General features: G+C 60.7%; 28 protein-coding genes. 13 read left to right on the top strand and 15 right to left on the bottom strand.

All coding sequences use genetic code 11. From position 1 onward, the window contains the following. Nucleotides 1–40 precede the first annotated feature (40 nt). From IAI51_RS12395 to IAI51_RS12405, 3 genes are all read right to left on the bottom strand, one after another. The gene (locus IAI51_RS12395; protein WP_187678755.1) at nt 41–739 is read right to left on the bottom strand and encodes a PspA/IM30 family protein; all 699 of its coding nucleotides are present in this window, start codon (nt 737–739) and stop codon (nt 41–43) included. A 17-nt stretch (nt 740–756) separates the two neighbouring features. Then, nucleotides 757–1,425 (bottom strand): YjfI family protein, encoded by a 669-nt coding sequence (locus IAI51_RS12400; protein ID WP_187678756.1) that lies wholly within the window; start codon nt 1,423–1,425, stop codon nt 757–759. A gap of 152 nt (nt 1,426–1,577) precedes the next feature. Beyond that, nucleotides 1,578–2,126, bottom strand: coding sequence for a cysteine hydrolase family protein (locus tag IAI51_RS12405; protein ID WP_187678757.1), 549 nt, complete (start codon nt 2,124–2,126; stop codon nt 1,578–1,580). Nucleotides 2,127–2,227: 101 nt separating this feature from the next. Here IAI51_RS12405 and IAI51_RS12410 point away from each other — a divergent pair, with 101 nt between their 5' ends. The 3 genes from IAI51_RS12410 to IAI51_RS12420 all read left to right on the top strand — a co-directional run bounded on the left by IAI51_RS12410 (nt 2,228) and on the right by IAI51_RS12420 (nt 5,279). After that, a complete protein-coding gene (locus IAI51_RS12410) occupies nt 2,228–3,208 on the top strand; it encodes a GlxA family transcriptional regulator (protein ID WP_187678758.1) in 981 nt (326 codons plus the stop codon). A gap of 213 nt (nt 3,209–3,421) precedes the next feature. Continuing rightward, a complete protein-coding gene (locus IAI51_RS12415; RefSeq protein ID WP_187678759.1) occupies nt 3,422–4,531 on the top strand; it encodes a DUF3182 family protein in 1,110 nt (369 codons plus the stop codon). After that, nucleotides 4,521–5,279, top strand: a complete 759-nt coding sequence (locus tag IAI51_RS12420; RefSeq protein ID WP_187678760.1) for an alpha/beta hydrolase family protein — start codon at nt 4,521–4,523, stop codon at nt 5,277–5,279. The genes IAI51_RS12415 and IAI51_RS12420 overlap by 11 nt, the downstream gene beginning before the upstream one ends. Before the next feature lie 113 nt (nt 5,280–5,392). Here the strand turns inward: IAI51_RS12420 and IAI51_RS12425 are convergent, their stop codons facing one another. The 4 genes from IAI51_RS12425 to IAI51_RS12440 form a co-directional block, all read right to left on the bottom strand. Further along, a complete protein-coding gene (locus tag IAI51_RS12425) occupies nt 5,393–6,379 on the bottom strand; it encodes a lysylphosphatidylglycerol synthase domain-containing protein (protein ID WP_187678761.1) in 987 nt (328 codons plus the stop codon). After that, a complete protein-coding gene (gene clsB, locus IAI51_RS12430) occupies nt 6,376–7,650 on the bottom strand; it encodes a cardiolipin synthase ClsB (RefSeq protein ID WP_187678762.1) in 1,275 nt (424 codons plus the stop codon). Before clsB ends, IAI51_RS12425 begins: the two co-directional genes overlap by 4 nt. Beyond that, nucleotides 7,647–8,444, bottom strand: a complete 798-nt coding sequence (locus IAI51_RS12435) for an endonuclease/exonuclease/phosphatase family protein (protein WP_187678763.1) — start codon at nt 8,442–8,444, stop codon at nt 7,647–7,649. The genes clsB and IAI51_RS12435 overlap by 4 nt, the downstream gene beginning before the upstream one ends. A 255-nt stretch (nt 8,445–8,699) precedes the next feature. After that, on the bottom strand, nt 8,700–9,902 hold the full coding sequence (locus IAI51_RS12440) for an MFS transporter (RefSeq protein WP_187678764.1): 1,203 nt from the start codon (nt 9,900–9,902) through the stop codon (nt 8,700–8,702). A 341-nt stretch (nt 9,903–10,243) separates the two neighbouring features. Here IAI51_RS12440 and IAI51_RS12445 point away from each other — a divergent pair, with 341 nt between their 5' ends. The 3 genes from IAI51_RS12445 to IAI51_RS12455 all read left to right on the top strand — a co-directional run bounded on the left by IAI51_RS12445 (nt 10,244) and on the right by IAI51_RS12455 (nt 14,338). Beyond that, a complete protein-coding gene (locus tag IAI51_RS12445) occupies nt 10,244–12,349 on the top strand; it encodes a mechanosensitive ion channel family protein (protein ID WP_187678765.1) in 2,106 nt (701 codons plus the stop codon). A gap of 182 nt (nt 12,350–12,531) precedes the next feature. Beyond that, entirely contained in the window at nt 12,532–13,416 is an 885-nt protein-coding gene (locus tag IAI51_RS12450; RefSeq protein ID WP_187678766.1) for a sugar nucleotide-binding protein, read from the top strand. Beyond that, complete coding sequence (locus IAI51_RS12455) at nt 13,409–14,338, top strand: NAD-dependent epimerase/dehydratase family protein (protein ID WP_187678767.1); 930 nt, start codon at nt 13,409–13,411, stop codon at nt 14,336–14,338. Before IAI51_RS12450 ends, IAI51_RS12455 begins: the two co-directional genes overlap by 8 nt. A gap of 179 nt (nt 14,339–14,517) precedes the next feature. Here the strand turns inward: IAI51_RS12455 and IAI51_RS12460 are convergent, their stop codons facing one another. The 5 genes from IAI51_RS12460 to IAI51_RS12480 form a co-directional block, all read right to left on the bottom strand. Continuing rightward, complete coding sequence (locus tag IAI51_RS12460) at nt 14,518–15,216, bottom strand: OmpW/AlkL family protein (RefSeq protein WP_187678768.1); 699 nt, start codon at nt 15,214–15,216, stop codon at nt 14,518–14,520. 158 nt (nt 15,217–15,374) lie between these two features. Then, a complete protein-coding gene (locus IAI51_RS12465) occupies nt 15,375–15,893 on the bottom strand; it encodes a DUF3299 domain-containing protein (RefSeq protein ID WP_187678769.1) in 519 nt (172 codons plus the stop codon). Nucleotides 15,894–15,904: 11 nt separating this feature from the next. Next, complete coding sequence (locus IAI51_RS12470; RefSeq protein WP_187678770.1) at nt 15,905–17,170, bottom strand: ABC transporter permease; 1,266 nt, start codon at nt 17,168–17,170, stop codon at nt 15,905–15,907. A gap of 1 nt (nt 17,171) precedes the next feature. Further along, nucleotides 17,172–17,882, bottom strand: coding sequence for an ABC transporter ATP-binding protein (locus tag IAI51_RS12475; protein ID WP_187678771.1), 711 nt, complete (start codon nt 17,880–17,882; stop codon nt 17,172–17,174). A 49-nt stretch (nt 17,883–17,931) separates the two neighbouring features. Then, nucleotides 17,932–18,525, bottom strand: coding sequence for a DUF2796 domain-containing protein (locus tag IAI51_RS12480; protein ID WP_187678772.1), 594 nt, complete (start codon nt 18,523–18,525; stop codon nt 17,932–17,934). A gap of 135 nt (nt 18,526–18,660) precedes the next feature. Between IAI51_RS12480 and IAI51_RS12485 the strand changes: the two genes are divergently transcribed. Further along, on the top strand, nt 18,661–19,017 hold the full coding sequence (locus tag IAI51_RS12485; RefSeq protein WP_187678773.1) for a hypothetical protein: 357 nt from the start codon (nt 18,661–18,663) through the stop codon (nt 19,015–19,017). A gap of 4 nt (nt 19,018–19,021) precedes the next feature. On the opposite strand, the gene trxA is transcribed toward IAI51_RS12485, so the two are convergent. From trxA to IAI51_RS12500, 3 genes are read right to left on the bottom strand one after another with little or no spacing between them, the layout of a single operon-like run. Then, nucleotides 19,022–19,894, bottom strand: coding sequence for a thioredoxin (gene trxA, locus IAI51_RS12490; RefSeq protein WP_187678774.1), 873 nt, complete (start codon nt 19,892–19,894; stop codon nt 19,022–19,024). Between the two features lie 31 nt (nt 19,895–19,925). Further along, entirely contained in the window at nt 19,926–20,600 is a 675-nt protein-coding gene (locus tag IAI51_RS12495) for a class I SAM-dependent methyltransferase (protein WP_187678775.1), read from the bottom strand. After that, complete coding sequence (locus tag IAI51_RS12500; protein ID WP_187678776.1) at nt 20,597–21,061, bottom strand: YbaY family lipoprotein; 465 nt, start codon at nt 21,059–21,061, stop codon at nt 20,597–20,599. Before IAI51_RS12500 ends, IAI51_RS12495 begins: the two co-directional genes overlap by 4 nt. Before the next feature lie 128 nt (nt 21,062–21,189). Between IAI51_RS12500 and nrdR the strand changes: the two genes are divergently transcribed. The 6 genes from nrdR (at nt 21,190) to nusB (ending at nt 25,667) form a co-directional block, all read left to right on the top strand. Beyond that, nucleotides 21,190–21,654, top strand: coding sequence for a transcriptional regulator NrdR (gene nrdR / locus IAI51_RS12505; protein ID WP_007910946.1), 465 nt, complete (start codon nt 21,190–21,192; stop codon nt 21,652–21,654). Further along, nucleotides 21,651–22,784 (top strand): bifunctional diaminohydroxyphosphoribosylaminopyrimidine deaminase/5-amino-6-(5-phosphoribosylamino)uracil reductase RibD, encoded by a 1,134-nt coding sequence (gene ribD, locus IAI51_RS12510; protein WP_187678777.1) that lies wholly within the window; start codon nt 21,651–21,653, stop codon nt 22,782–22,784. The genes nrdR and ribD overlap by 4 nt, the downstream gene beginning before the upstream one ends. A 47-nt stretch (nt 22,785–22,831) precedes the next feature. After that, nucleotides 22,832–23,494 (top strand): riboflavin synthase, encoded by a 663-nt coding sequence (locus IAI51_RS12515; RefSeq protein WP_187678778.1) that lies wholly within the window; start codon nt 22,832–22,834, stop codon nt 23,492–23,494. 16 nt (nt 23,495–23,510) lie between these two features. Further along, nucleotides 23,511–24,602, top strand: coding sequence for a bifunctional 3,4-dihydroxy-2-butanone-4-phosphate synthase/GTP cyclohydrolase II (gene ribBA / locus IAI51_RS12520; protein WP_187678779.1), 1,092 nt, complete (start codon nt 23,511–23,513; stop codon nt 24,600–24,602). 91 nt (nt 24,603–24,693) lie between these two features. Then, nucleotides 24,694–25,170, top strand: coding sequence for a 6,7-dimethyl-8-ribityllumazine synthase (gene ribE, locus IAI51_RS12525; RefSeq protein ID WP_187678780.1), 477 nt, complete (start codon nt 24,694–24,696; stop codon nt 25,168–25,170). Then, nucleotides 25,167–25,667: a transcription antitermination factor NusB gene (nusB, locus tag IAI51_RS12530; RefSeq protein ID WP_187678781.1), complete on the top strand. Its 501-nt coding sequence runs from the start codon at nt 25,167–25,169 to the stop codon at nt 25,665–25,667. Before ribE ends, nusB begins: the two co-directional genes overlap by 4 nt. The last annotated feature ends 2 nt before the right edge of the window (nt 25,668–25,669 follow it).

The raw sequence follows: 25,669 nt of genomic DNA on the forward strand, positions 1-25,669 counted from the left end.
AAGATCGCAGCCTTCGGCAGCTCCTACATGGGGAACGATTTTACTGCGCGGATTTTTGCTTCAGACGCTCAAGAATCGCATTGGCGCTGCCTTCGTTCGGCGTGATCCCGGCGTCGCGCAGTTTGCGGTCCAGGTCGTTGCCGGTCGAAGCATCAGCCAGTTCGTCCGCGGCGCTCAGCTCGGCAGCTCGTTGCTGCTGTTTGGCTTGCAGACGGTTCAGGGTGCCGACGGCGGTTTCCAGTTTGCCGTTGGCGCCGCCGCTGGCAATGGACGCGCTGACCTGGGCTTTCTGCACGCTGTCACGGGCCTTGGCCATGTCCACTTGCTGGCGCAGGCTCTTGATCCGGGCTTCGGCCTTGTTGATGTCTTTGCGCATGTTGTCGGCGTAGGTGCCGAATTCGTCGCTCAGCTTTTTCTCGGCGGTCAGGTCGTTGGTCAGTGTCGAAATCGCTTCGGCCACTTCCATCGCCAAGTCTTCACGGCCGGCATTCAGGGCCGAAACAGCTTTGGCTTCCAGGTCTTTGATCTTGGCGTCGTACTCGCTCACGCGGTCGGCGGCCAGTTTGTGCTTGGCCATGATGGTGACCAGTTCACGACGGGCGTTCGACAGGGCGGTGTCGGCGTCGCGGATTTCCTGGTCGAGGATGCGCAGGGCCTGTTGGTCGACGATGCTTTCGCCGACTTCATTGGCGCCGCCGCGCAGTGCGGTGAACAACTTGCTCCAGATGGACTGAGTCATTGGATATTCCCTGTTGATTACTTGAAGAAGTGTTCGAAGGCTTCGCTCGCGCGCTGCACGTTGTCGACCAGGGTTTTCACCTCGGTGACGACGTTGGTCAGGCTCGAGTCGGCGCTGAGGGCGCCAAACATGTTGTAAACGGTCTGCCCGTTCGGCATCGACTCGATACCGATCGACGACAGCGGGAACATTTCACGGCTGCGCAGCACGGCATCGTTGAAGGCGTGCACGTCGGTGATCGAATCGATGTCCACCAGCACGGTGTCGACGATGATCTGCTGACCGGCCAGGGCGATGTGAATCGGCAGACCGCCGAATTCGTTCATTTCCAGCTTGATGCTGGGTTCGGAGCTCTGGATCAGAGACAGTGTGATCTCCTGCGAAGCCACCTCGTCCAGTGCCTTGAGGGCGTTGAAGAGGCTATCGATGTTCCAGTTGTTGCCTGCGCTCATGTAATTCTCCGACATGAATGAGCCAGCCAGAATCGGTTGGCGTAGCTGTTGCTCCATTTGCTTGAGCAAGCTTCGGTTTTCCGGAAGCACCCAAGTTTCGTGTTTCACATAACCGGCAGCGGCCAGGCCCGCGCGCATCTGCTTCATATAAAAGCTCGACGGTTTTTTCGCGGACGGTTTCGAGCGCTCTCCCTTTGGACTTGCTGACGCTGAAGCAGGGGAGTGGCTTTTCATGGCAGTGACTCCGTTATGAACATCTCACGCGTGGGCCACACTACAACCAATTCAAAGTGCCATCAATGGCTCACGCGTGAGATTTTTTCGGCGCATGCAAAAACGCCCGCAACGGGGCGGGCGCAGGTTTTTGCAAAGTGTTTCGCGGTGGCTCAGCGTTGAAGGAACTCGTTGGTTGAGATCACGCTGGCGTAGGCAAAACCCAGCGCCGACATGAAAGCTGCATGGACGTGCGCCGCCGGCACTGTGAGGCCGTTGAACTCCAGATCGCGGCTGGCGCAGGCATCATGAATCACCGTCACTGCATAACCCAGATCCGCGCCTGCACGGGTGATGCCGTCGACGCACATGTGGCTCATGCTGCCGACCACCACCAGTTCCTTGATGCCTTGTTCGTCGAGGATTGATTGCAACTCGGTTTCGCGGAACGAGTTGACGAAATGCTTGAGCACCACGGGTTCGTCGGCGCGGTTGAGCACTTTCGGATGCAGCTTGGCGCCGTCGGAACCTGGAGTGAAAAACGGTGCGTCGGGTGAGGTGAATTCGTGGCGGATATGCACCACCGAATCGCCGGCTTCGCGGAAGGCTGCGATCAGTCGTGCGGCGTTGTCGGCGGCGGCGTCGGCACCGGCCAGCGGCCACTTGCCTTGGGGGAAGTAGTCGTTCTGGATATCGACTACGATGAGCGCTTGCTTGGCCATGGGTGTGTCCTCGATGGATTGGCTGGAAGTGGCTTCAGTATTGGCGCTTACCAGCGATTCGAGGATTGGCCGCACCGACAATAGACAGGGGAAAACTGACAATGGGCGCAGAAAGGGCTGCCATCGCCGAACTGGGCGTGCTGATTTATCCCGGTGCGCAAATGGCGGCGGTGCATGGCCTGACCGACCTGTTCGCGGTAGCCAACCGGATTGCTGCGGAGCATCAGGCTGCGCAGTTGCCGTTGCTGCGGGTCAGTCATTGGCACGTCGACGGCGATCAGGCACCGGCGCGGGTTTTCGAGAGTTGTCCGGGTGTCGACAGTGGTTTGCTGGCGGTGCTGATTCCGCCGTCCATCGCCGGGTTTTCCTCAGCGCAAATACCAGCCAGCCTGGCGCAATGGCTGCGCGAGCAGCATGCAGGCGGCGCGACGTTGGGCGGTGTCTGTGTCGGTTCGTGGCTGCTGGCCGAAAGCGGTCTGCTCGACGGCCGCAGCGCCACCACGCACTGGACGTCGGCCAAGGACTTCGCTGAACGTTATCCGAAGATCAAGCTCAAGGCCGACACACCGATTGTCGATGACGGCGACCTGATCACCACCGCCGGACTGATGGCCTGGTCTGAGTTGGGGTTGCGCCTGGTCGATCGTCTGCTCGGGCCGAGCATCGCCACCGGCACTGCGCGGTTTCTGGTGGTTGAACACAGCGACAGCGCCAGTGCCTGCGGGAGTAATTTTGCACCGATCCTCAGTCACGGCGATGCAGCCATTCTCAAGGTTCAACATTGGTTGCAAGGCACCGGCGCTACGGACGTTTCATTGGCTGCGATGGCTGAGCGCGCGGGGCTGGAGGAGCGCACGTTCCTGCGCCGATTCCGCGCGGCGACCGGGTTGAAACCGACCGAATATTGTCAGCATCTGCGAGTGGGTAAGGCGCGGGAAATGCTCGAGTTCACCAATGGCACAATTGATCACATTGCGTGGACGGTGGGCTATCAGGACCCGGGGGCGTTCCGGGCGATCTTCAAGAAAATCACCGGCCTGGCGCCGAGTGATTATCGGGGGCGGTTTGGTTTAACCCGGTAGTCCCGGCAATGCATAACCCTGTGGGAGCGGTGTGATGCCGGGGATCGTGCAAATTGCCGGGGTTTTGCCCCCGGTCGTGCAGATTGAAACAGGCTTGATGCCAGCACGATTTCGGCAAACGACTGATTAACCGAACATTTTCCCGATCCTGCCGTTGGCCTGATCTCTGCACCTTTCCCTTATACATTCACCGCGCCGCTGGAAGGGGGACGCATGACCCCGACACCCCGCAAGAAAACCGTCGTCGCTCACTCCGTGCGCAACGACGCGCCGCAGCACGAAGTGCAAACCAACAAAGCCCTGGCCCGCTGGCTGGCGCAGATTCTCGGGTTCAAGTTCGGTGGCAGCTATAACCCCCAGAAACATCGCGACCGTGACCTCTATTTGTTACCGACGCAAACCATTGTCGGCGCCGCTCATGCTCACGAATTGGGCATTAAAGGCCCGGATGATTTGTGGGGTGGCTATGTCGAGCATGATTTCATCTGCACCAAAGCCATCAGCCACGGCTTGCGTAGCCATCAGGCTCACGCGCCACAGGGCTGGTCGCCGCTGTTTTCCGAGCGCGTGCGTAATGTGGTGCTCGACGGTTTGAGCGTGTTTGCCTTCGACGATGCGCGGCCCGCCGCCGAGCATTTGTTGTACAGCGGGCCGATCCGCTTGAAGCCGATTCACGCCTGCGCCGGTCGTGGTCAGGAAGTGATCAAGAGTCTCGACGCCTTCGACGAAATCCTTGCCCGCCCCGAAGCTGAAAAGCTGTTCCGCGAAGGCGTGGTGCTGGAGCAGGATTTAAGCGAAGTCATCACCCGCAGCGTCGGCCAGTCATTCATCGGCGACAAAGTACTGAGCTACTGCGGTGATCAATACTTGACCGAAGACGCTCTCGGCGAAGACGTCTACGGCGGGTCGAATCTGTTGGTGGTGCAGGGCGGTTATGAAGCTCTGCTGGCGCTGGATCTGCCAGACGATGTGCGTTTGGCTATCGAGCAGGCGCAGGTTTTCGATAACGCTGCCAATGAAGCCTACCCACGCTTTTATGCCTCGCGCCGCAACTACGACATTGCCCAAGGGCTGGACAGCAACGGCAAAACCCGCAGCGGCGTACTCGAACAATCCTGGCGCATGGGCGGCGCCAGCAGCGCGGAAGTGGCGGCGCTGCAAAGCTTCGTCAACGATCCGACGATGCGCGCGATTCGCGTGTCTTCGGTGGAAACCTATATCGATCAGCCGCTGCCGGCGGACGCCATCGAGGTGTATCGCGGCCCGGCCGAGAACAGCGAATTTCTCCTTAAATACGTAACGGTCAAATCCTATGACGGCTAGAAGCGAAAGCATTCAAATCGACATTGATGATGAACAGATGAGCGGGACATTTCTCAGTCCCAAATCGAAAGTGCCGGGGGTGTTGTTTGTTCACGGTTGGGGCGGTAGCCAGGAGCGGGATCTGGAGCGAGCCAAAGGCATCGCCGGTCTCGGCTGTGTGTGTCTGACCTTCGACTTGCGCGGCCACACGGGCGGCACCGGGATTCCGCTGACTCGGGTCAGCCGCGAAGATAATCTGCGTGATCTGCTGGCGGCTTACGATCGCTTGCTCTCACACCCGGCGCTCGACACGTCAGCGATTGCCGTGGTCGGCACCAGTTATGGCGGTTATCTGGCTTCCATCCTCACGTCTTTACGCCCGGTGCGCTGGCTGGCGTTGCGGGTGCCGGCGCTGTACCGCGACGAACAATGGCACACGCCCAAGCGTGAACTGGACAAGGCTGACCTGCGCGATTATCGCGGCACGCTGATACGCGCCGACAGCAATCGGGCGCTGCATGCGTGTTCACAGTTCACTGGAGATGTGTTGCTGGTGGAATCGGAGACCGACGACTTCGTGCCCCACGCGACGATCATGAGTTACCGCGCGGCGTGTCAGCAGACGCACTCGCTGACCCACCGGATCATCGACGGGGCGGACCATGCGTTGAGCGAGCCGGTTTCGCAGCAGGCGTATACGTCGATATTGGTCGACTGGATTACCGAGATGGTGGTGGGTGAGCGGTTGAGCATTATCCAGTCTTCATGATCTGTGTTGCTCTGTCGGATGCCATCGCGAGCAGGCTCACTCCTACAATTTGGAATGCGTTCCCCTGTAGGAGTGAGCCTGCTCGCGATAGCCTTTTCAGCTTCACAGCAAAATCAGGAAGGCTTCTTCTCTATCCGCAATGACTTGGCCTTCGCTTCCACCAGCAGATACATCACCACGGTAATCAACAGCGGCAACAGAAAATAAATCGCCCGATACGCCAGCAGTCCAGCCACCAGACTGCCCCGCGACGCCTCATGTTGCAGCAGCGCGACGAACACCGCTTCGAGCACGCCAAGCCCCGCCGGAATATGCGTGATCACCCCGGCAATCGCGCTGATCAGCAACACTCCGAGCACCAGCGGATAGTCGAGTTTGCTCGGCAGTAACGTGAAAATCACGGCCGCCATCAGCGACCAGTTCAACGCGCCAAGCAACAGTTGCAACACCGCCATGCGCAGCGACGGCAAATTGATCTCCACACCGCGAATCGACCACTCGCGCCGTTTCGAGAATTGGCACGCGGCGAGATACCCGGCGCTGATCAACAGCAACAACACACCGATGCCTTGTAACGCCGTGGTGCTGACTTTCCAGCCCGGTGGCATGCTCACCAGGCCACTGCTGAATACCACGCCGGCGATGGTCATGTAGCCAAACCAGTTGGTCGCCAGGCTCAGGCCGAGAATTTTGGCGATGTTGCTTTTGCTCACGCCCAGTCGCGAGTACAGCCGATAACGCATGGCGATTCCGCCGACCCACGCGCTGAGGTTGAGGTTGAACGCATAGCTGATAATCCCTACCGGCAGGATCTGTTTCCAGGTCAGGTCCTGGCGGATGTAGGTGCGCCCGATCAGGTCGAAACTGGCGTAGGTCAGAAAACTCAGCAAGGTCACGCTGGCGGCAATGATCAGCGTGCGCACCTTGAAGTCGGCGAGGGTTTGCAGCACTTCCGCCCATTCGATACGACGGGCGAACATCGTCAGCAGCACGATCAGTGCGAGGAAAAACAGCGCCGTCAGCGGACGTTTCCATTTGCTCCAGCGTGAGTGCGTCGCTGGCGCGGCATGATGGGTTGCTGGGGCTTCGGAATGGCTCATGAGTGATCACCTCGAAATGGCTTGAGCCGTGGTTTGTGCGCAGGCAGCCAACCGGCCATCGCCGGAAAATGCCGCAGAAAGTGAAACACCAGAAAACCCACCGTCATATGCCAGATACGTCCGCGCGGCGACTTGCCGGCGTCCATGGCTTTGCAGTGGTTTTGGCTGAGGTCTTCGAGGCGTCGGAACAGTTCCTGATTGAACGCGCGGTCGCGGATCAGCACGTTGGCTTCCAGGTTCAGCGACAGGCTCAGCGGGTCGAGATTGCTCGAGCCGACGGTGCTCCACTCGTCGTCTACCAGCGCCACTTTGCCGTGCAGTGGGCGCTGGCAGTATTCGTGGATCTGCACGCCGGCCTTGAGCAAATAGTCATAGGTCATGCGCGCGGCGAGTTTGGCCACCAGCATGTCCGGCTGGCCTTGCAGGATCAGCCGCACATCAACACCGCGCCGGGCGGCGTTGCGGATCTCGCGCAACAGGCGATAGCCGGGAAAAAAATAAGCGTTGGCAATCACGACCCGCCGTTTGGCGCGGCGCAGCACCTGCAAGTACACGTCTTCGATATCGGTGTTGTGCTGATCGTTGTCGCGAAACACCAGGCGCACCTGGCCGTCGTGATCGGTGACAGCCATTTCGGCGCGACGCTGGCGCCGGCGTTGCCACCAGAACCGTGCCCGACCGGGGCGACCACTTTGCAGCAGGGCGAAATGGTGGATATCGGCCACCGCCGGGCCTTGAACTTCCACCGAGTAGTCCTGTTTGGCTTCCGGTCCGAAATCCAACAAATGGTCGCCGGAAAAATTGATCCCGCCAATGAACGCGATCATGCCGTCGACCACCACGATCTTGCGATGCAAGCGGCGGAACCAGTTGGTGCGAATGCCCAAATGTTTGGGGGCGGGATCAAACATCTGCAGATGTACGCCGGCTTCGCTCAGGGCGGCGAGATAACCGGTGGTCAGCTCGCCACAACCGAAGCCATCGAGGCTGACGGTGGTGCGCACGCCGCGACGGGCGGCGTCGATCAGGATCTCCTGCAACTCCTGGCCGACCTTGTCTTCGAAAACGATAAAGGTCTCCAGCAGAATCTCGCTTTTCGCCGCCCGCATTGCAGCGAACACTCGCGGGAAATACTCCTCGCCGTTTTCCAGCAACTCGACCCGGTTGTTGCCCAGCCAGCCATATTCGACAGCAACGTGGCCGGGCTCGCGTATCGGCGGGTTGACGGTCATCGGTTCTACGGCGGACTTCTCCAGCGGTGCGCTGCTCATAGTTCGATCTCCACCGATAACGGTGCGTGGTCGGAAAGGTGGGACCAGGGCCGGTTGGCCAGGACTTTCGGCTGGCTGGCCTTGAGGTTGCGCACGTAGATTCGGTCCAGTCGCAGGGTCGGCAGACGCGCCGGAAAACTGCGCGCCGGCTTGCCGTGATGTTCGGCGAATACTTCACGCAGACCGCAAGGCTTGAGCAGTGCGTCGGCACGCTGGCGCCAGTCGTTGAAGTCTCCGGCGACGATCACCGGTGCGTCATCGGGCAGCTCGGCGAGGCGTTGGCCGAGCAGTTTCAACTGAGCGTTGCGGTGACTTTCGCGCAGGCCTAGATGCACACAAATCGCATGCACCTCGACGCCGTCGCCGGGCAGGCGCAGCACGCAGTGGAGCAGGCCACGGTTTTCATGGCCGCTGATCGAAACGTCGAGGTTGTCGTGGCGAATGATCTGGAATTTCGACAGCAGGGCATTGCCGTGATCGCCGTCCGGGTAAACGGCGTTGCGCCCATAGGCGAACTGCGGCCAGAGGCTGTCGGCAAGAAACTCGTACTGCGGCATCGTCGGCCAATTGGTGTAGCGCTTGGGATGGTGTTCGTGGGTGCCGTGGACTTCCTGAAGGAACACCACGTCAGCAGCCACGCTACGCACCGCTTCACGCAGCTCCGGCAGAATGAAGCGCCGGTTGAGCGCGGTGAAGCCCTTGTGGGTGTTGACCGTCAGCACAGTGAAAGTACGCACAGATGGCGCTACGGCGGAGCCTTCGTCGGTGAAGCCGACCGGTTCTGAAATGCTCATGCCTGCGCTCTTTCGCCAGCGGATTCGCCGTGCGGATTGTCGTGTTCATGGGCGTAGCGCCAGTCGAAAGTACCGATATGAATCGTTGCCATGCCGCCCTCCCGTCGAAAGTCCCCGTACAGCCTCTGTCTGTTGATGACTGTGGGCGGTTCGGGAAAGTTTCGATGGTGTTACGGACGGTACATATTCAAGAAACCACCACAAAACCCACAGTGGGAGCGAGCAGGCTCGCCCCCACAGGGGATTGGTGTTGAATCAGTGGCCAGTGACGATGCGCGCGGAGCTTTCGGCATAGGTCGGGCCGAGGCGGTCGAGGCGACCGCTCCACGCGGTGAGGGCCAGCGCCACCAACACCACCAGACCACCGATCCACGCCGTGTGAATCAGGCCGATGTGCTCAACGATCAACCCTCCGCCCCACGCACCGCCGGCAATCCCCAGATTGAACGCGGCAATATTCAGCCCCGACGCCACATCCACCGCATTCGGGGTGTGATGTTCAGCCTGACGCACCACATACACCTGCAAGCCCGGCACGTTGCCGAACGCCACTGCGCCCCAGACCAGCACTGTCGCCAACGCCAACCAAGGATTGCCGGCAGTGAAGGTCAGCACGAACAACACCGCCGCGAGCAGGGCGAAGATGATTTTCAGCGCACTGATCGGCCCACGTTTGTCAGCCAGTTTGCCGCCCCAGATGTTGCCGACCGCCACTGACACGCCGTAGACCAGCAGCACCAGACTGACGGTGCTGGCGCTGAAGCCGGAAATGTCCTGAAGGATCGGCGCCAGAAACGTGAAGGCGATGAACGAGCCGCCGTAACCGATGGCCGTCATGGCGTACACCAGCAGCAGGCGAGGTTGTTTCAGCACTTGCAGCTGCTGCAGCAGAGACGCCGGTTTGCTGTGGGCAATGTTGTTCTGCACGTAGAGCAGGCTGCCAATGAACGCGATCACACCCAGCGTCGAGACGGCGAGGAAGGTTTCACGCCAGCCGAAATGCTGGCCGATGAACGTGCCCAGAGGGACGCCAGTGACCAGCGCCACGGTCAGGCCAGTGAACATGATCGCAATCGCGCTGGCAGCTTTTTCCTTCGGCACCAGGCTGGTGGCGATGGTCGAGCCAATGGAGAAGAACACGCCGTGGGCAAGCCCCGTGACGATCCGCGCCAACACCAGCGATTCATAACTCGGCGCCATCCAGGCCAGCAGGTTGCCGAGGGTGAACAGCACCATCAGCGACAGCAGCAACAGTTTGCGCGGGACTTTGCCGGTGAGCGCGGTCAGCACCGGCGCGCCAATGGCGACGCCCAGTGCGTAGAGGCTGACCAGCAGGCCAGCGGAGGGAAGACTGACGCCGAGATCGGCACCGATGGTAGGCAGCAGGCCAACGATGACGAACTCGGTCGTCCCGATGGCGAACGCGCTGAGAGTCAGCGCAAGCAAGGCAATGGGCATGACGGCACTCCGGTAGGTTTGGATTGAGCGCAGTGTCGGAGTTTGCGGTGGGCGGAAAAATACCGGGGAGGGCATTTGATATTTGCCTTGGGCGCAAAGATCAAAGGCCTCCCCCCTCACCCCAACCCTCTCCCCCAGAGGGGGCGAGGGGGAAGGGAGCTGATCTTCATTGTTTTCGGAACTTGAGTTCGACGTTGGAAGCTCAGGTCGATGTACCTCGTGAGAACAACCCGGTCGGCTCCCTCTCCCTCCGGGAGAGGGCTGGGGTGAGGGCGATCTTGAACTTGCCAGGCAAATGCCGATCAGTTCCTTACAGGTTCAGCCAACGGGAGATCGGAGTTTTGATCAAGTTCAGGATCGCCATTCTGCTGGGAGCATTGTTGTTTCTCGGTGCCAACGAGCTCGAAGCCGCCGCGCTGCCGGGTCTTCCTGCCGCCACAGAGGAGGCGGCCAAACCCGAGCCGATTGTCCAGGGCGGACTGCTCGGTGCCATCAGTTCGAGCATCGATGACGTACAAGACAAACTCGACCTCAACGAACATCTGGTCGACGCCTGGCGCCTGCGTGCCGACCGCGCCGCCGATGAAGTCGACAAACTGGTCAATCAACCGTCGAACCGTTCGGGCTGGAGCGTTGCCGGGGATTTTCTGATGTTGTCCGGTGTCTGGCTCGGTAGCTTCGCTCTGCTGACCGTGCTCGGCAGCCTGTTGGCCAAACGTCTGCGCGAGGGCCGCTGGTTTCGTACGCGCCAGCGCAGTCAGGATCTGCTCGGCTACCTGCTGCCCTATACCGTGCCGGCGCTGATCTGTTTGCCACTGACGTTGTACGTCAGCCACTTTTTGCAAGCCTCGGTGGGGCGAGCGCTGGCGTTGTGTTTTGCCTACGCGACCAGCAGCGGCATCTTTTCCACGTCGATGCTGCTGTGCGTGGTGGTGATGTTCAATGTCGGCCACAAACGCCCGGCCGCGCGGATCATTCGCCGTTATTGCCCGCGACCGCTGTTCCTGATCGGTTTCCTCGCCGCCCTCAGCGATGCGCTGACAAGCCCGCAGATCGCCCGGCAATTGGGTGGGAACATCACCAGCAGCGTTGCGGTGTTCACCGGGCTGATTGCCTCGGTCATCTTTGGCCTGGTGGTGATTCGCCTACGCCGTCCGGTGGCGCACCTGATCCGCAATCGTTCGCTGAGCCAGCGTCTGAAACAGCCGTCATTGCAGGAGTCACTGCGGATTTTTTCCGGGCTGTGGTATTGGCCCATCGTGCTGATGGTGCTGGTGTCGGCGGTGAGTCTGATCGGCATTGGCGAAGATAATCAAAAGGCCCTGCGTTGCGCGTTGTTCACCACGGTTCTGCTGATCGGCACGGTATTTCTCAGCACCATCCTCCAGCACCTGTTCAAGTCGCATAAAGCCGCAGCGATCCAGCGCAGTAGTGCCTACAAGGAGCGGTTTCTCAGTCTGTTGCATGCCTTGCTGCGGATCGTCATCGCGATTGCCTTCATCGATATCCTCGGGCGGATCTGGGGCGTGTCGCTGCTCGATTTCGCCCAGAGCAGCACCGTTGGCCGGGCGATCAGTAACGCACTGAGCAGCATTGGCCTGATCTTCCTGGTGACGTGGCTGCTGTGGGTGGTGCTCGACACGGCGATTCAGGAAGCGCTGAAACCACCGGTCAGCAAACGCGCGGCGCGCCAGCCCAGCACCCGGGTGAAAACCATTCTGCCGCTGCTGCGCAACGCGATCAAAATCATCCTCGTGGTGATCTGCGCGATCACCACCATGGCCAACCTGGGAATCAATGTGGCGCCGCTGCTGGCAGGTGCCGGGGTGGTCGGTCTGGCCATCGGTTTCGGTTCGCAACAGCTGGTTCAGGATGTGATCACCGGTTTGTTCATCATCATCGAAGACACCCTGTCGATCGGCGATTGGGTGGTGCTCGATTCCGGGCATGCCGGCACGGTCGAAGGGCTGACCATTCGCACCCTGCGCCTGCGTGACGGCAAGGGCTTTGTCCACTCGGTGCCGTTTGGCCAGATCAAGGCTGTCACCAACCAATCGCGGCAGTTCGCCTATGCGTTCTTCTCGGTGCAATTCACCTACGACACGGATGTGGAAAAGGCGATCGAGCTGATCCGCGAGACTGGCGATTCGATCCGCGAAGACCCGTTCCTCAAGTACAACCTGCAAGGGCCGCTGGATGTGTTTGGCGTGGACAAGATGGATCTCAACGGCGTGGTGCTGACGGCGCAGTTCCGCACGGTGTCGGGCGGGCAATACGCGGTGAGCCGGGCGTTCAACCAGCGTTTGAAAAAGCTTGTGGATAACAGCCCGTGGGTGCATTTCGCGCAGACTTATCCACAGCAGGTTTTGTTGCCCAAACGCGAGCCGGCGGATGATGTGGTGCCGGAGCATCCCTCAGTGGTGTTGCCACAGCAATCGCTCACCTGACTGCAAGATGGTGTGGTGGGAGTGCTGGCCCCTTCGCGAGCAAATCCCGGCCATCGACACTTTACGGGTGACGGTTGCGCACTAAACCCGCAAAATGCAACGATTCCGGCAATTATCGACGACGGCGCCACAAGCATCGTCGCCAAAGCCATCGTTCCAATCAGACTGGGCCTGCTGACTCTATGCGAATGCGCCTTATGTTACTGGGCGGCGGAAATGCCCTTGGGCAGGCGCTGATTCGCCTCGGTGCGGAAGAAGACATCGGTTTCCTCGCCCCCCGCCCCCCCGAAGACGGCTGGGATGCCGCGAGCCTGACGCAACTGCTCGACGACACCCGTCCCGATGCGTTGATCAACCTTGCCTACTATTTCGACTGGTTCCAGGCCGAGACTGTCAGCGAAAGCCGCATGGCCGGGCAGGAACGCGCGATCGAGCGGCTGGCCGAACTGTGCCAGCATCACAACATCGTCCTTGTGCAACCCTCCAGTTATCGGGTGTTCGACGGCTCGCGTGCCACCGCCTACAGCGAAAAAGACGAACCGGTGCCGCTGGGCCTGCGCGGTCAAGCGTTGTGGCGCATCGAACAAAGTGTTCGCGCGACGTGCCCGCAACACGTGTTGCTGCGTTTCGGCTGGCTGCTTGATGACAGCCCCGACGGCACCCTCGGACGTTTCCTTGCCCGCGCCGAGCAACCGGAAGAATTGCTCATGGCGGATGATCGCCGGGGTAATCCAACACCGGTCGACGACGCCGCCCGGGTGATCATTTCGGTGCTCAAGCAACTCGATTGCGCAGCGCCGCTGTGGGGCACTTATCACTACGCCGGCCACGAGGCGACCACACCGCTGGCGCTGGGTCAGGCGATTCTGACCGAGGCCCGTAGCCTGCACGCACTGGCCATCGAAGCGCCGACCGCCCAGGCCCACGCCGCGCGACCGGACGCCGCCGAAGAACCGCAACACGCGGTGCTCGCCTGCAAGAAAATTCTGCACACTTTCGGGATCAAACCGCGCGCCTGGCGTGCCGCGCTCCCGAGCTTACTGGATAGGTTCTACCGTCATGGCTGAAGGTACTGTTTTAATCACCGGCGGAGCCGGTTTCATCGGCTCGCATCTGACCGACGCCTTGCTCGCCAAAGGGCATTCGGTTCGGGTACTGGACGATCTGTCGACCGGCAAGCGCAGCAACCTGCCGCTGCACAATCCCAAGGTTGAATTGATCGTTGGCGATGTCGCCGACGCTGCGCTCGTTGCCCAGGCGATGCAAGGCTGCAGCGCAGTCGCCCACCTGGCGGCGGTGGCTTCGGTGCAGGCGTCGGTGGATGATCCGGTGAAGACTCACCAGAGCAACTTCATCGGCACCTTGAATGTCTGCGAAGCCATGCGTCTGGCCGGGGTCAAGCGTGTGTTGTACGCCTCCAGCGCAGCGGTGTACGGCAACAATGGCGAGGGCGAGTCGATCGATGAAGACACGCCAAAGGCTCCGCTGACGCCCTACGCGTCGGACAAACTGGCCGGCGAGCATTACTTCGATTTCTATCGCCGCCAGCATGGTCTGGAACCGGCGATCTTCCGCTTCTTCAACATCTTCGGGCCGCGTCAGGATCCGTCCTCGCCGTATTCCGGTGTGATCAGCATTTTCAGCGAACGCGCGCAGAATGGCTTACCGATCACCGTGTTCGGCGATGGCGAACAGACGCGTGATTTCCTGTATGTCGAGGATCTGGTCGATATTCTGGTGCAGGCGATCGAAAAGCCTGATGTGGACGTGGGACCTGTGAATGTTGGCTGGAACGAGGCGATGAGCCTCAAGCAGATGCTTGTAGCCCTGCAGTCAGTGGTCGGCGAGTTGCCACCGGTCAGCTACGGCCCGGCACGCTCCGGCGACATCCGCCACTCGCGGGCGAACAACCGGCGGTTGCTGGAGCGGTTCAAACTGCCACAGCAGACGCCGATGAGCGTGGGGCTGGCGCGGTTGCTCGGAAAATAGCATTACCGCAGACATGAAAAAGGCGCCTTTTGACAGGCGCCTTTTTCACGGCCGGAATTTATCTCAATCCCTGTGGCGAGGGGATTTATCCCCGATCGACTGTGCAGCAGTCGCCTTCAGTTCAAGCTGCTCACCACCAAGCCTCATTCACCACCACGTGAACGTTCTGTAAACCGGGCTTAGAACTTATAGCCCAAACCCACCATGTAGATGAACGGATCCACATCCACGTTCACCCGTGCGCGAGTACCCGGCGCCACAGCGTTGTTCTCCACAGTCGCGCGAGTATCGATATCGATGTAGCGCACTTGAGCGTTGAGCATGATGTTGTCGGTCAGCATGTAGTCCGCACCCACTTGCCACGCCAGACCCCAGGAATTCTTCGCCTTGAAATTGCTGAAACCATTGGCGCTGGCTTCGCTGCCGACGTGCTCGTCATAAATCCAGGTGTAGTTGATGCCGCCGCCGACATACGGTTGAAACGGCGACTTCGAATCCAGCGGGTAGTAGACGACGCTGAGGGTCGGTGGCAGGTGTTTCAGGGTGCCGAGTTTGCCGTTTGCTGCTGGCAGGGCAGTGCCTTTGATCTTCACATCATGTTCGAACGGCGTGGCGGCGAGCAGCTCGATACCGACGTGGTTGGTGAGCATGTAAGCGAAGTTCAGGCCCAGTTGAGTGTCGCTGCTCATGGTCGCCTTGCCGCCCAGATTGGTGCCGCTCAGCGGACCCTGATCGACCTTGACGCTGGAGCTGTCGGCCTTCGGGTTGACGGTGATTGCACCGGCACGAATCAGGATGTCGCCGGCTTCGTGAGCGTGGGCGAGCGGGGCTGCGAGCGCGAGGGCAAACAGCGAGGCGCTGAGCAAGGACTTGTTCATGGGGGCTCCAAAAGGACGTTAAAAGTTTCTGATGTCCTATGGTACGAAGCCAACTGATACGGTCTTTTGACTCAGCTCAATGAAACAGTGAAGGGGCAGGCTTTTGTGGAACCTTTGTCAGCAATGAGGCCCTTACAAACAACACAGAACTGTCGGATTCACTCCGGCAGCTCATACACATAAATCTTGTCCGCCTCCATCTGATACCCGGCATCCGCCAGTTCGCTGCTCGACGCTTTAACCTGCATCGGCCCTTCGACCCAATACGGCTGATACAACTCATCGAGCTTCACGCCCAACTCGCTTTTCACATGCACGATCTGGTTCGACGGCGGTGGCGGCACATGGATGCAGGCGCCGAAATACGGCACCAGCAAGAAGTCCGTGGTGCGTCCTTCTTCATTGACCTCCAGCGGCACGATGTAGCCCGGCAGACGAATGTTCTGACCATCGAGTGATTGCACAACCGGAGCATTCGGCATGTCCTGTTTCGCCGCTGGCGCGGCTTCGGCAGACAGCGCATCGCTCATCTTCGACAGATCGTGCAGCGGGGTCATGTTCGGCACTTCCGGCGCCGCGTCCGGCGGGATCATTTCCGACCAGGTCAAATCTTTCGGCGCCGCCGCCCACACGGGCAGGGCGACCAGCAACAACAGCGCGAGCACGGCGCGGGGCATGGAAAACATCCTCATAAACGAATCGACAGGCCATCGGCCAAGGATTGGCGATACGCGCGCCAGGCCGGCACGCTGCCCATCAGCAGCGCGGCCGCCAGAATGCCACCGAGCAGCGTCCATTCATACTCGCTCGGCCACGCCAGCGGCAGGAACAATCCGTAATTGGCCTGCACATAACCCTGCGCAGCAGCGATGCCGATATACAGCAACGCCAGCCCGGCGATCACCCCGGTCAACGCCAAGGCAAAGGCTTCCAGCACCAGCAGGCTCGCGATGTGCCACGGCCGCGCACCGGCCGAACGCAGAATCGCCATCTCGCGGCGACGCTCGTTAAGGCTGGTGAGAATCGCCGTGAGCATGCCGATCAAACCGGTCAGCACCACGAACAGCGAGACTACAAACAGCGCTTTCTCGGCGGTGCTCATCAGGCTCCACAATTCCTGCAAGGCCACACCCGGCAGGATCGCCAACATTGGCTCACCACGGAATTCATTGATCTCGCGTTGCAGCGAGAAAGTGGAAATCTTGCTGTTGAGGCCAAGCATGAACGCGGTGATCGCTTGCGGCGTCAGGTCCATGTTGCGCGCCTGATCGGCCGTGATCCGCCCGTTGCCCCGCGCGGGCACGCCGTTGTGCCAGTCAATGTGAATCGCCTCCATGCCGCCGAGGCTGATGTGCAACGTGCGATCCACCGGGGTGCCGGTGCGCTTCAGAATGCCGACCACGGTGAACGGTTTGTCATCGTGTTTGACCAGACTGATCGCCGCCACGCCATGGGCCAGGACCAGTTTGTCGCCGAGCTTGTAATGCAGCGCGTCGGCGACTTCGGCGCCGAGCACTACTTCAAACGGATCGGTGGCAAACGCGCGGCCATCGGCCAGTTGCAGGTGCTGCTGGCGGCCGTACTGGTAATGCTCGAAATACGCTTCGGTGGTGCCCATCACCCGGTAGCCACGATGGGAATCGCCGAGGGACATCGGGATCGCCCACTTCACTTTCGGGTTATTGGCGAAGTGTTCGAAGCTGTCCCAGCGGATGTTGTTGGTGGCGTTGCCGATGCGGAACACCGAGTACAGCAACAGATTCACCGAACCCGAGCGGGCGCCGACGATCAGATCAGTTCCGCTGATGGTGCTGGCGAAACTGGCTTTGGCCTCGGTGCGCACGCGCTCGACGGCGAGCAGCAAGCAGACCGACAGGGCGATGGCGAATGCGGTGAGCAACGCGGTGAAGCGGCGGTTGGCCAGGCTGGCCATGGCCAGACGAAACAGATACATCTCAGACCTCGGCAGACGTGGCGGCGCGATTGAGTTCGGCCAGTGACAGGTGACGGTCGAACAGCGGCGCCAGACTTTGGTCGTGGCTGACGAACAACAGACTCGAACCGGCCTCGCGGCATTCGGCGAACAACAGGCGAATGAAGTTTTCCCGAGCGTCGTAATCCAGCGCCGAGGTGGGTTCGTCGGCGATCACCAGTTCCGGCTGTCCGATCAAGGCACGGGCGGCGGCGACCCTTTGTTGCTGGCCGATCGACAACGAGTCGGCGCGGCGACTGAGGATGCTTTCGTCCTTCAAACCCAAGTGAGCAAGCAGGGTGGCGGCGGCTTGATCGACGCTGCCATGACGCTGCTTCGCCCGTTCGGCACGCAGCCTGGAGAAGTGGCAGGGCAGTTCGACGTTCTCACGCACCGAGAGAAACGGCAGCAGGTTGAACTGCTGGAAGATATAGCCGGTGTGATCGACGCGGAAGGTGTCGCGGGCGCCGGCGGACAGTGCGGTCAGTTCCTGGCCGAGCAGGCGAATGCTGCCGCGATCGGGTTTCTGCACACCGCCGAGCAGGCCGAGCAGGGTGGTCTTGCCGCTGCCGCTGGGGCCTTTGAGGAACAGGGTTTCACCCGGCTCCAGACGAAACGCCGGGATGTCCAGCAGCGGCGGGTGGCCGGGCCAACTGAAGCCCAGGTCGGACAGTTCGATGAGTGCTTGGGTCATGGCGCCAGTTTCAAAAGTTTTCATAGCCCCTGTAGGAGCAGCGTTGGAATCAGAACTTCAGCGCAGCAGCCTTGGCCGTCACTTCGGTGCCTTGCTGACCGCTGGCACTGATCAGTTGTACCTGAATTTTCTGCGTCGCCGGGAAGGTGCTGAAAATGTTCGCCAGATCCAGCGTCTTCAAGGCGCCCGGAGCTGCGCACTTGAACTGATAGTGCGCGTGGATTTCGCTGTGGTCGTGATGATGCTCGTGGCCGTCCTTGCCCGCTTCCCCGTCGTCGTGATCATCGGCATCCGGCTTGTCACCGAACAACGGACTTTCCAGTTCCTGACTCACCACTTTGCAACCGGCAGCGGCTGGCAGCTTGAACAGCGTCAGAGGCTTTTCCAGTTGGGCGCGGGCGGCGGCGACTTTGGCCTTGTCGGCATCCGTGGTGGCGGCGTGTTCGAAACCGACCAGGTTCATCGCCGGGCTTTCCAGCTCCAGTTCCAGAGTCTGGCCATCCAGAGCGGCGTTCAAACGACCGACGCCATGTTCATGTGCGCCAAGGCTGCCGTGTTCATGATCGTGGTCATGCTCATCAGCAGCATGGGCGATGGCCAGCGGCAACAGGGCAAACGGCAAAACGAGCAGCAGACGACGCATGGCGGTCTCCGGAAAGTAAAGTGAAGAGTTTGTTATGTAATCTTATAACGAAAGTGCGCAGAGTTTGCCCGTGCGCTTGGCGTTACACAAGTCCCGTGGGAGCATGCAGGTCAGAAATGTGCGGGAGCGAACTCAATGTTGCGGATACGTGGAACCGTCGGCGACGTGCCGGTGGATTTGACGGTGGAACTGGATGACAGCGACTGGGCGAAGCTGGGCTCAGCCCTTGGCGATCAGCCGCATATCGCTCAAGCGGTGGCCGCTTCGGCGCCAGCGGCGAAACCGCTGAATCAGGACGATGCGTTGTGGCAGGCTGCCCGGGATTTGCTGCGCAAGGCCGGGCAACTCAGCGGGCCGGATCTGCTCGAACAACTGGAAGGCCTGACCGGCAGCGCAGGGGCAGGCAAACGCTTGCTGGTGCGGCTGCGGCACAGTTCGGATGTGAAAGTGGTGAGCGGCGGGGATACGCCGCTCTACAGCTGGATCGAGTAAACGCTTAGTACAGCGCGGCAAACAACTTGCGACGGTAGGCGGTCACCAGAGGGTGATCGTTGCCCAACAACTCGAACACCTGCAACAACGTCTTGTGCGGCAAACCTTCGCTGTAGCTGCGATTACGGATGAACAGCTTGAGCAAGGCATCCAGAGCCGCTTCGTATTGCTGACGAGCCAGTTGCTGAATCGCCAGTTGATACACCGCTTCATCGTCCTGCGGGTTTTGCGCCAGACGGGTTTTCAGGTCGGCAGCGTCCGGCAGGTCGCGGGCAAGGCCCAGAAATTTGATCTGCGCCTTCGCCCCGGCGAGCGTGGCTTTGTGCTCATCGCTCTTGACCGCGTCGAGCACGGTTTGCGCTTCGTCCAGTTCGCCGCGCTCGGTCAGGCAACGGGCGTACAGAATCAGCGCTTTGGCGTTGGTGTTGTCTTCGTTGAGCATGATCACCAGCGCGGCTTCGGCATCGGCGTAACGACCGTCATCGAACAAGGCCTGAGCCTGTTCGAATGGATCGGCCGCGGCCGGCGCTGGCATCTGCACATGGGGTTCGAGCAAGGCACGTACGGCGGATTCCGGTTGCGCGCCGGCAAAACCGTCGACCGGTTGACCGTCCTTGAACAGCACCACAGTCGGCAGGCTGCGAATGCCGAAGCGGGCCACGATGTCCTGCTCGATGTCGCAGTTGACCTTGGCCAGCAGCAACTCGCCCTGATAGCTCTCGGCAATGCCTTGCAGCATCGGCATCAGCGCCTTGCACGGCGCACACCATTCGGCCCAGAAATCCACCAGCACGGGTTTATTGAAGGAAGCCTCGATCACCGACTGGTCGAAATCGGCAGTCGTGGCGTCGAAGATGTACGGCGTTTGTTGACTCATGGGGGATCTCTTTTAAGCGTCAATGAACGCACTATAAGGGGTGGCGCAAAAGATCGCGACGCGCGTGGTAAAGGCTCACATGCCGAAACTCTTCCGGCTCCGCCAGATCCGGCAAGGTCATCGCCTCAAGCATTTCAATGCGCTCATACAACGGATGGCGAAAATCCCGAACCCGCGAATCGGCCACCAGCGCTTCACGGCCACGGCTGAGAAACGCATCGAGCAACGGCAGATTCGCCCGGTCATACAACACATCCGCCACCAGAATCAGGTCAAAGCGATCCGCTTCGGCGAAGAAATCCGTCGAATAACTCATCTGCACATCGTTGAGTTCGGCATTCGCCCGACACGCCGCGATCGCCAGCGGATCGAGATCGCAGGCCACCACTTCCAACGCCCCGGCCTTCACCGCTGCAATCCCGGCGATGCCGGAACCGGCGCCAAAATCCAGGACGCGTTTGCCGCGCACCCATTCGGGAAACTCGGCCAGATAACGCGCCACCGCCAGACCACTGGCCCAGCAAAAGCTCCAGTAGGGCGGCTCGTGCAGAATTCGTTGGGTTTCTTCCTGGCTGAATTCGCGTGCCATGTTGTCGCCGTCAATCAGCCACAACTGCAAATCGGTGTCCGGCAACGCACAGGCTTTCAGTCTGGCGTCGCCGAGCAGTTCACCCAACGCCTGTTGCAGGTCGAGCGGTGCATTCATGGTGCTTTGACGAATTGCAGTTGGCCCAATGCCTGAGTGGTCGGCTGGGTAATGGTTTGCGACGGCAGATGCAGGATCAACTGGCCAGACTGGCTGGCGCGGCCACGCAGTTCAACCCGCGCCCCGGCCGGGAAGGCCTCGGGGTTGAAGCGCACATGGAACGGCAGAATCTGGTTGTTGCCGATCAGGCTGGAACTGGCGAGCAATTGCTGCGGGCGATCCTTTGCATCGATCACCAGTAGCGCCAGTTCGACTTCGGCACCGGCCGGCACACCTTGCAGGGTGCCACTCAGTTCGCGCTGATACGCCGGCAACGGGCCGAGGTCGGCGGCTTCCTTGGCTTTTTTCTGCGCCTGCTGTGGCGCCGGGCCTGGAGTGGGCGGCTGAGGCTTGGGCGCATCGCTGCTGCAGGCCACCAGCAGGCTTAAAAAACTGAGCAAAACGAGCGGACGTAACGACATTGGCAGCTCCGGCAAAATGAAATCGATGGATCAAACGATCATGCCAGTCTGTATACCGCAAACCCTATGGCTTGTCTTGCCACCGGGATGCGCTACCATGGCCCTCCCTTTTTTTGTTGCCAGCCACCATGCACTGTCCCTTCTGCGGTGCCAACGACACCAAGGTCATCGACTCGCGTCTGGTCGCCGAGGGCGAACAGGTGCGCCGCCGGCGTGAATGCCTGGCCTGCGGCGAACGTTTCACGACATTCGAGACGGCCGAACTGGTGTTGCCGCGCCTGATCAAAACCGATGGCAGCCGCCAGCCGTTCGACGAAGAAAAACTCCGCGCGGGCATGCAACGCGCCCTGGAGAAGCGTCCGGTGAGCGTCGAGCGCCTCGAATCCTCTTTGGTTCACATCAAGCACAAGCTGCGCGCCACCGGCGAGCGCGAGGTTAAATCCCTCGTGGTCGGCGAACTGGTGATGGCCGAGCTGCAAAAGCTTGATGAAGTCGCCTACATCCGTTTCGCTTCGGTCTACAAGCGCTTCCAGGATCTTAACGAGTTCCGCGAAGAGATCGACCGCCTCGCCCGCGAACCGGTGAAAGAATGATCACCGCCGCCGAGCAGGCCATCCTCGACGCCCACTTCATGGCCCGCGCGCTGGAACTGGCGCGCAAAGGTCACTACACCACGCATCCTAATCCCCGGGTTGGCTGCGTGGTGGTGCGGGACGGGCAGATCGTCGGCGAAGGCTGGCACGAACGCGCCGGCGAGCCTCACGCTGAAGTCCACGCCTTGCGCGCTGCCGGTGAGCTGGCCCGGGGTGCGACCGCTTACGTCACCCTCGAGCCGTGCAGCCACCATGGCCGCACCCCGCCGTGCGCCGATGCGTTGGTCAATGCCGGCGTGGCTCGGGTGGTGGCGGCGATGCGCGATCCGAACCCTCAAGTCGCCGGTCGTGGTTTGCAACGTCTGGCCGATGCCGGCATTGCGACTGAAAGCGGCGTACTGGAAGCTGAGGCGCGCAAGCTCAATCAGGGTTTTCTGAAACGCATGGAACACGGCTTGCCGTTCGTGCGGGTCAAACTGGCCATGAGTCTCGACGGCCGCACGGCGATGGAAAGCGGCGAGAGTCAATGGATCACCGGCCCGGCCGCACGTTCGGCGGTGCAGCGTTTGCGCGCGCAAGCGGCGGTGGTGCTGACCGGCGCCGACACGGTGCTGGCTGACGGCGCACGCTTGACCGTGCGCGCTGATGAGCTGGGTCTGGATGCCGGGCAAACCGCACTGGCCATGAGCCGTCCGCCGCTGCGAGTGCTGATCGACGGACGCCTGCGGGTGCCGCTGGACGCGCCGTTCTTCAAGGCTGGCCCGGCGCTGGTCGCCACCTGCATGGCGGTCGAAGAGCAATACGCCAATGGCCCGGAATGTTTGATCGTGCCGGGTGATGACGGTCAGGTCGATTTGCATCAATTACTGATCGAACTGGCCAACCGTGGCGTCAACGAAGTGCTGGTCGAGGCCGGCCCTCGTCTGGCCGGTGCCTTTGCCCAGCTCGGTCTGGTCGATGAGTTCGTGATCTTCATCGCCGGCAAGTTCCTCGGCTCCACGGCGCGTCCGCTTTTGGATTGGCCGCTGAGCTATATGAAGGACGCTCCCGAGCTGAAAATCACTGAAATCCGCGCGGTTGGCGATGACTGGCGAGTCACTGCCATCCCTGTCCTTTCGGCGAGCGTATAATTCCCGGCCATCGCGTTAGCGCTGGCTTCGTTCTCAAGGAGAACCCCATGTTTACCGGCATCATCGAATCCATCGGCAGCATCCGTGCATTGACCCCAAAGGGCGGCGATGTGCGGGTGCATGTTGAAACCGGCAAGCTCGACCTGAGCGACGTCAAACTCGGCGACAGCATCGCGGTCAACGGCGTCTGCCTGACGGCCGTTGAGCTGCCGGGCGACGGCTTCGCTGCCGACGTCAGCCGCGAAACCCTCGACTGCACCGCCATGAACGACCTGAAAAGCGGCAGCCCGGTCAATCTGGAAAAAGCCCTGACCCCGACCACCCGTCTCGGCGGGCACTTGGTCAGCGGTCACGTCGACGGTGTCGGTGAAATCGTCTCCCGCGCTGATAATGCCCGCGCCGTGGAATTTCGCATCCGCGCACCGAAAGAGCTGGCCAAGTACATCGCTCATAAAGGCTCGATCACCGTCGACGGCACGAGCCTGACCGTGAACGCGGTCGATGGCGCCGAGTTCATGCTGACGATCATCCCGCACACCCTGAGCGAAACCATCATGGCTTCCTACAAGCCAGGTCGCCGAGTGAACCTGGAAGTCGACTTGCTGGCGCGTTATCTGGAGCGTCTGCTCCTCGGCGACAAGGCCGCAGAGCCAAGCGCTGGTGGCATCACTGAAAGCTTTCTGGCCGCCAACGGCTATCTCAAATCCTGACCCAAGGGGGTGCCTTGTGGCGCTCAATAGCATCGAAGAACTGGTTGAAGACATCCGCCAAGGCAAGATGGTCATCCTCATGGATGACGAAGACCGCGAGAACGAAGGCGACCTGATCATGGCCGCCGAATGCTGCAAGGCCGAGCACATCAACTTCATGGCCAAGCACGCCCGTGGCCTGATCTGCATGCCGATGAGCCGCGAGCGCTGCGAACTGCTGAAGCTGCCGCTGATGGCGCCACGCAATGGTTCCGGTTTTGGTACCAAGTTCACCGTGTCGATCGAAGCCGCCGAAGGCGTGACCACCGGCATTTCCGCCGCCGACCGTGCGCGCACCGTGCAAGCGGCTGCCGCCAAAGACGCCAAGGCTGAAGACATCGTCAGCCCCGGCCACATCTTCCCGCTGATGGCGCAGGCCGGTGGCACCCTGGCGCGCGCAGGCCACACCGAGGCCGCTTGCGACCTCGCACGCATGGCCGGTTTCGAGCCGAGCGGCGTGATCTGCGAAGTGATGAACGACGACGGCACCATGTCCCGTCGCACCGAACTGGAAGCCTTCGCCGCCGAACACAACATCAAGATCGGCACCATTGCCGACCTGATTCACTACCGGATGATCCACGAACGTACCGTTCAGCGGATTGCCGAGCAGCCACTGGACAGCGAACTGGGCCATTTCAACCTGGTGACCTATCGTGATTCGGTGGAAGGCGACGTGCACATGGCCCTGACGCTGGGCACCGTTTGCGCCGAAGAGCCAACACTGGTTCGCGTACACAACATGGACCCGCTGCGCGACCTGTTGATGGTCAAACAACCGGGCCGCTGGAGTCTGCGCGCCGCCATGACGGCGGTTGCCGAGGCTGGCAGCGGTGTGGTGCTGTTGCTCGGTCACCCGCTCGATGGCGACGTGTTGCTGGCGCACATCCGCGAAACCGCCGATCAGGCTGTGGTGAAAAAACCGACCACTTACAGCATCGTTGGTGCCGGTTCGCAGATCCTGCGCGACCTTGGCGTACGCAAAATGCGCCTGATGTCGGCGCCAATGAAATTTAATGCGATATCCGGTTTCGATCTGGAAGTTGTAGAATACGTGCCCTCCGAATAATGACCGGTTGTTTCCGGCCCTGATTTCGCGGCAAATAAATCACTGAGGGATGCGTAGCAAACGCGTCCCGGCTCTTTAAGAGATCTGACGAATGACCCTGAAGACCATCGAAGGTACCTTCATCGCCCCTAAAGGCCGCTACGCTTTGGTAGTGGGCCGTTTCAACAGCTTCGTCGTTGAAAGCCTGGTCAGCGGTGCAGTTGATGCCCTGGTTCGCCACGGCGTGAGCGAAAGCGACATCACCATCATCCGCGCACCTGGCGCCTTCGAAATTCCGCTGGTTGCGCAGAAAGTCGCCCAGAAAGGCGAGTTCGCAGCCATCATCGCTCTCGGCGCGGTCATTCGTGGCGGTACTCCGCACTTCGAATACGTGGCGGGCGAATGCACCAAGGGCCTGGCCCAGGTGTCCATGGAGTTCGGCGTGCCGGTCGCTTTCGGTGTCCTGACCGTTGATTCCATCGAGCAAGCCATCGAACGTTCCGGCACCAAGGCCGGTAACAAAGGTTCTGAAGCTGCCCTGTCCGCTCTGGAAATGGTCAGCCTGCTGGCGCAGTTGGAGGCCAAGTGATTAGCGACGAAAGCGATCGTTTCAACCCGCGCGAGCCACGTCCAGCGGACGCCGGCAAGCCTTCGAAAAGCGAGAAGCGCCGGGCTGCCCGTCAGTTGGCGACTCAAGCACTGTATCAGCGTCACATGGCCGGCACTTCGCTGAACGAAATCGAAGCGCAGTTCCGCGTCGATAACGATTTTACCTTTGCCGATGCCAGCTACTTCCACGACATCCTGCACGGTGTTCCAGCGAGCCTGACCGAGATCGACGCTGCGTTGGCGCCGTGCCTGGACCTGACCATCGAAGAGCTCGACCCGGTTGAACTCTGCGTGCTGCGCCTGTCCGCATGGGAGCTGCTCAAACGTGTCGATGTGCCGTACCGTGTGGTAATCAACGAAGGGATCGAACTGGCGAAAGTCTACGGTTCGACCGACGGCCACAAGTTCGTCAACGGCGTGCTCGACAAGCTGGCCCCGCGCCTGCGTGAAGCCGAAGTGAAGGAACACAAGCGCTGATC

This window comes from Pseudomonas sp. N40(2020), assembly GCF_014472415.1.
Lineage (GTDB): Bacteria > Pseudomonadota > Gammaproteobacteria > Pseudomonadales > Pseudomonadaceae > Aquipseudomonas.